This window comes from Ruminococcus sp. (genome assembly GCF_017650195.1).
Lineage (GTDB): Bacteria > Bacillota > Clostridia > Oscillospirales > Ruminococcaceae > Ruminococcus.
Window position 1 is genome coordinate 1 of record NZ_JAGCFH010000125.1, and the last position, 4,457, is coordinate 4,457.

Below are 4,457 nucleotides of genomic sequence, written 5' to 3' on the forward strand. Positions count from 1 at the left end.
CCGCTGCTCTGCAAAATGGGTTGCCTTCCTTTTTTTGTACATTTATGGGGTGTAGAGTCAGGAACAGGTAAAACGGTGGCTCTTATGCTTGCTGCTTCAGTTTGGGGAAATCCTGATGTAGGCCAGTATATTCAGACTTTTAATTCTACTCAAGTATCCTGTGAACGCACAGCAGCATTTCTAAACAACATACCATTATGTATAGACGAGCTTCAGCTAAGTAAGGATAGTCACGGGCGAAGTAAATTCGATGTTTATCAACTTGCACAGGGAGTCGGCAGAGGTCGAGGCAACAGAGCAGGCGGTATTGATACAGTTCCGACATGGAGCTTATGCATTCTTACTACCGGCGAATCACCAATAGTTCAAGTTTCAGCAGGAGCTGGAGCGGTCAACAGAGTAATAGATATTGAATGCAGAGCTTCTGAAAGCGTGATCAAGGACGGCTTTACAACATCGGCGATAATCAAACAGAATTATGGATTTGCAGGCAGAGATTTCATAGAAGCAATGACAAAAGATGTCCTGGAAGAGGCAAGGACACGGTACCGAGACTTATTCAAACAGCTATCCAGCGGTGACTCAACTGAGAAGCAGGCGATGGCAGCGGCAATGCTTCTTGTAGCAGATGAGCTGGCTGACAAGTACATATTCAAGTCCGGCAGAGTACTGACGGTTGGAGATATAACTGGATTCCTTAAAGATAAGTCAGAGGTTTCTGCAGGTCAGAGAGCTTATAACTTCCTGTGCGATTACATTGCAATGAATCGAGCAAGGTTTAATAAACCAGAAGATAACCCAGGTGAAATATGGGGAAAAATAATTGAGGATAAAGTTTGGATTAATGCTTCTAAGCTGACAAAATGTCTAAATGATGAAGGATATTCAAAAACTGCAACAATAAGTTGGATGGATAGCAATGGTCTGCTTGAATACAATAAAAACAGTGTTGACCGTCATAAAACTGTAAAAACATCAGTATATGGAATCAGAAGTCATTATTATATTATAAAGCTACCATTGGAAGATTTATCAGACGAGCTTGTTGGAGAATATGTGGATATCCTGTGAGTGTTATAACCCACATTTGTGGGGCATTGGAAAATGCTATATATAGCGGCAAAAACGAGTTGTTTTTAGTATGCCCCACATTTACCGGATATATACCATAAAAATATACGCACTATATATAATATTAACTATAGTTGAAATACCTATAGCAATGCGCGAATTTGTGGGGATGTGGGGCATACACATAATAAACGGCTATATATAGGCAAAAATGTTGCCCCAATATATGTGGGGCAAGTGTGGGGGCCGTGGGGTTATGTGCAATATAAACAAGGAGGTATTTAAATGTATATTTTAACAGATAAAAGCCTTATTAACTGTAATAATGCAAAAACAATAGAGATAGTAAGAGATAACGGGAAATATGCAGTAATGGCTGACCCAGGTGGTATTATTGCAAGATTTGATACACAGCAAAAAGCTATTAATTGTATTGATAGTATTGCGTGCGCAATCGCTAATGATGTCAAAATATTTGATGCAAAGGAGCGATAAAATGCAATATAAAGCTTCAACTTATGTTTGTGATGATACAACGGCCATCAGGGCTTTTTCCTATGCAAACTCTTACGATGTAACATGGAATCTTTTGGAGTATGGCATGATGCCTATAAACAATGAGCACATCTATATTCCTGCGTTTAGGTTTGAACACATAAATAGAAATGATATCCTTAAACAGATTTTCGAAGATCTTGTTGAGAGGGTTATAGCTGAAGTGATTATTGACAGTAATAGGCTTTTTTATGTCAAACTGAAAGCCAACTGGAGAGATCTATGTGAGGAAACAGAATGAAACTACGAGAATATCAAGCTGAACTTATAGGACGGATCAGGCTGGCAATCATGCACGGGCGCAAGTCAATCGTTTCGGTTCTCGGCTGCGGCGGCGGTAAGTCAGTAATACAAGCTGAGATATCTCGCTCAGCGACGGATAAAGGTAACAGAGTTCTTTTCCTGGTACATCGTAAGGAGCTGTGCGAGCAGATAACAGGTACATTTTCTGCTCAGGGCGTAAACATGGACCTCTGTTCGGTAAGCATGGTCCAGACAGTGAGTAGGCGGCTCGAACAGATACCAGAGCCGAAGATCATAATCACAGATGAAGCACATCATTCAACAGCGAATACTTATAAGAAGATATACAGTAAGTTTCCTGCGGCACTGCGGCTCGGCTTCACGGCTACTCCGATAAGGCTTAACAAAGGCGGCCTCGGTGAGATCTACGACGAGCTGATAACATCAGTATCAACACAGTGGCTGATAGAAAACAAATACCTGTCACCTTATAAATATTACTCCGTTAAGCTTGCAGATACCTCAGGACTCCACATCAAGGCAGGCGATTACAAGGCTGATGAAGTTGCGGAGCTGATGCAGAACAAAGAGATCTACGGAGAGACGGTGAAACAGTGGGAACGACTGGCACTTAATAAGAAAACCATAGCCTACTGTGCATCGGTTGAAGCTGCAGAGGAAACAGCGGAGCAGTTCAGGCAGGCAGGATATACAGCTGCATCGCTCAGCGGAAACACTCCGAAGGAGCGTAGGGCGAGGATAATGCAGGATTTTCGAGACAGTAAGCTCATGATACTTACTAACTGCGAGCTTTTTGGTGAGGGATTGGACGTTCCAGATTGTGAATGCACGGTCCTGCTCCGGCCAACACAGAGCCTGACGTTATACATTCAGCAGAGCATGCGCTCTATGAGATACATGCAGAATAAGACAGCTATAATTATTGATCATGTCGGCAACTGTTATCTTCACGGACTTCCGGACGATGACAGAAAGTGGAGTCTTGAGCCTAAAAAGAAGCAGGAGAACATGGTCAAGATCAGGGAGTGTCCTAATTGTTTTGCAGTATATTCACCAAAGCTTGATAAGTGTCCTTACTGCGGATATGCTGCTGTCAAGGAAGTGCAGCGCAAAGATAAGGCGGTGGTAGAGATTGACCTGGTGGAGATGAAACGGCAGGATGAAATTAAGAATACCAAACTTGCAGATGCGGTCCTTGAAACATGGGCGCAGGTAGTAGAATTCCAGAAGCTTCATAAATATAAGTTTGCATGGTGTATAAGGTATGCGGCCATGAACGACATACCGATACCAAGTAAATACAATTATATGCGAAAGGTGATAGGTGTATGAATAAACCTACAAGGTGCATTGATCCAGTTATAAAATTCTGTCAGGATTGTAAATACGGATATTGTATTTATCCTGAGTGGGTAGAAACTGCTGATGATTTACATTGGTGTTCTATTGAAAGCGGCTGTATTTATGGGCTTGAGGATACAGTACCTACCGAAGAAGAGTTAAAAGAATTTGAAAGGCGGTGGTGCCAGCGTGACGGAGCATGATTTACAAAATTCTATCCGCTTAAAGCTTTCAGAGCTCGGATACTGTGTATTCAGAGTAAATGTAGGTCGCTTTAAGACTGAGGACGGCAGGTGGTTTGACACTGGACTCCCGAAAGGCTTTTCGGATCTTATGGCTGTTAAAGACGGAAAGGTATATTTTATAGAAGTTAAGACGGAAACAGGTAAGGCCAGCAAAGAACAGTTAAATTTTATAGCAGTTATGCGTGATAAATACGGCTGTGTTGCTGATATAGCGAGGAGCGTGGAAGATGCAGTCAGAATTGTTACAGAAAATCGAACATGACGCAGCCTGCGGTAAGCCGGCACCGAAGGACCTGAATCCACCTGAGACAATGCTGTATTATATGCTGTTTGGCATATATTCCAGCTATCAGGCAGGCAGGATTGACAAAGAGAAAGGCCATGAGATGAAGACAGCTGCATACAATACATACCAGAGATTCCTGGCCGAATACAACCAGTTCACAGAAATATGTAAGGAATACCAGAAGCGGCTCCGCGAAGGGTATTCCATAGAGGGTATAACAATAATTCCGAAGGAGGATTCTAATGTTTGATTTCAAAAGCATAGCGCTAAAGGCTATACATGATATCGGCGGTTGTGATGCTACTGATGAATGGTCCAGAGGGTATGATGCAGGTGTAAATGCTGCCTATAGCAAAGTATCTGAGCTACAGTTCGAAAATGCTGAACTTAATATTAACAATGCAATCTGGTCACAGCTCAAGCAGATCGCCGACCATTACGGCTTTACAAGTCAGGCGAACATGCTCACTGAGGAAGCAGCTGAGTTTACGGTGGCTCTGAACAAGCTCCGCAGGGGTAACACTGACGCATACGACAACATCAAGGAAGAGGTTGCTGATGTGCTTGTAATAGCTTTACAGCTCCGTGAGCTTCTGGGAGCTGAGAGGATAGACGAGATTATTCACGAGAAGATTGACAGGCAGCTCCGCAGGATCCGAGAGGAAAGGGAAGCAGAAATGGAGCGTGTGTTTCCG

8 protein-coding genes are annotated in these 4,457 nt (G+C 42.8%); all 8 read left to right on the top strand.

The window, feature by feature from the left end; genetic code table 11:
* Positions 1–1,071, top strand: a 1,071-nt coding sequence (locus tag J6U00_RS05760; RefSeq protein ID WP_296580076.1) for a DUF927 domain-containing protein, incomplete at its 5' end; no start/stop codon positions are given.
* Positions 1,072–1,356: 285 nt separating this feature from the next.
* Entirely contained in the window at positions 1,357–1,566 is a 210-nt protein-coding gene (locus J6U00_RS05765) for a hypothetical protein (protein ID WP_296580078.1), read from the top strand.
* A 1-nt stretch (position 1,567) separates the two neighbouring features.
* The gene (locus J6U00_RS05770) at positions 1,568–1,867 is read left to right on the top strand and encodes a hypothetical protein (protein ID WP_296580080.1); all 300 of its coding nucleotides are present in this window, start codon (positions 1,568–1,570) and stop codon (positions 1,865–1,867) included.
* The gene (locus tag J6U00_RS05775; protein ID WP_296580082.1) at positions 1,864–3,222 is read left to right on the top strand and encodes a DEAD/DEAH box helicase; all 1,359 of its coding nucleotides are present in this window, start codon (positions 1,864–1,866) and stop codon (positions 3,220–3,222) included. The genes J6U00_RS05770 and J6U00_RS05775 overlap by 4 nt, the downstream gene beginning before the upstream one ends.
* A complete protein-coding gene (locus J6U00_RS05780; protein ID WP_296580083.1) occupies positions 3,219–3,434 on the top strand; it encodes a hypothetical protein in 216 nt (71 codons plus the stop codon). Before J6U00_RS05775 ends, J6U00_RS05780 begins: the two co-directional genes overlap by 4 nt.
* Positions 3,400–3,738 carry a VRR-NUC domain-containing protein gene (locus J6U00_RS05785; RefSeq protein ID WP_296580085.1) on the top strand — a complete coding sequence of 113 codons (339 nt, stop codon included), beginning with the start codon at positions 3,400–3,402 and terminating at the stop codon, positions 3,736–3,738. The genes J6U00_RS05780 and J6U00_RS05785 overlap by 35 nt, the downstream gene beginning before the upstream one ends.
* Positions 3,704–4,012: a hypothetical protein gene (locus J6U00_RS05790; RefSeq protein ID WP_296580087.1), complete on the top strand. Its 309-nt coding sequence runs from the start codon at positions 3,704–3,706 to the stop codon at positions 4,010–4,012. Before J6U00_RS05785 ends, J6U00_RS05790 begins: the two co-directional genes overlap by 35 nt.
* Positions 4,005–4,457, top strand: a 453-nt coding sequence (locus J6U00_RS05795; protein WP_296580089.1) for a MazG nucleotide pyrophosphohydrolase domain-containing protein, incomplete at its 3' end; no start/stop codon positions are given. The genes J6U00_RS05790 and J6U00_RS05795, both read left to right, overlap by 8 nt.

Excerpts from the sequence above, each read along its gene's own strand:
- J6U00_RS05765 (WP_296580078.1), top strand. The coding sequence starts at position 1,357 with ATGTATATTTTAACAGATAAAAGCCTTATTAACTGTAATAATGCAAAA.
- J6U00_RS05770 (WP_296580080.1), top strand. The coding sequence starts at position 1,568 with ATGCAATATAAAGCTTCAACTTATGTTTGTGATGATACAACGGCCATC.
- J6U00_RS05775 (WP_296580082.1), top strand. The coding sequence starts at position 1,864 with ATGAAACTACGAGAATATCAAGCTGAACTTATAGGACGGATCAGGCTG.
- J6U00_RS05780 (WP_296580083.1), top strand. The coding sequence starts at position 3,219 with ATGAATAAACCTACAAGGTGCATTGATCCAGTTATAAAATTCTGTCAG.
- J6U00_RS05790 (WP_296580087.1), top strand. The coding sequence starts at position 3,704 with ATGCAGTCAGAATTGTTACAGAAAATCGAACATGACGCAGCCTGCGGT.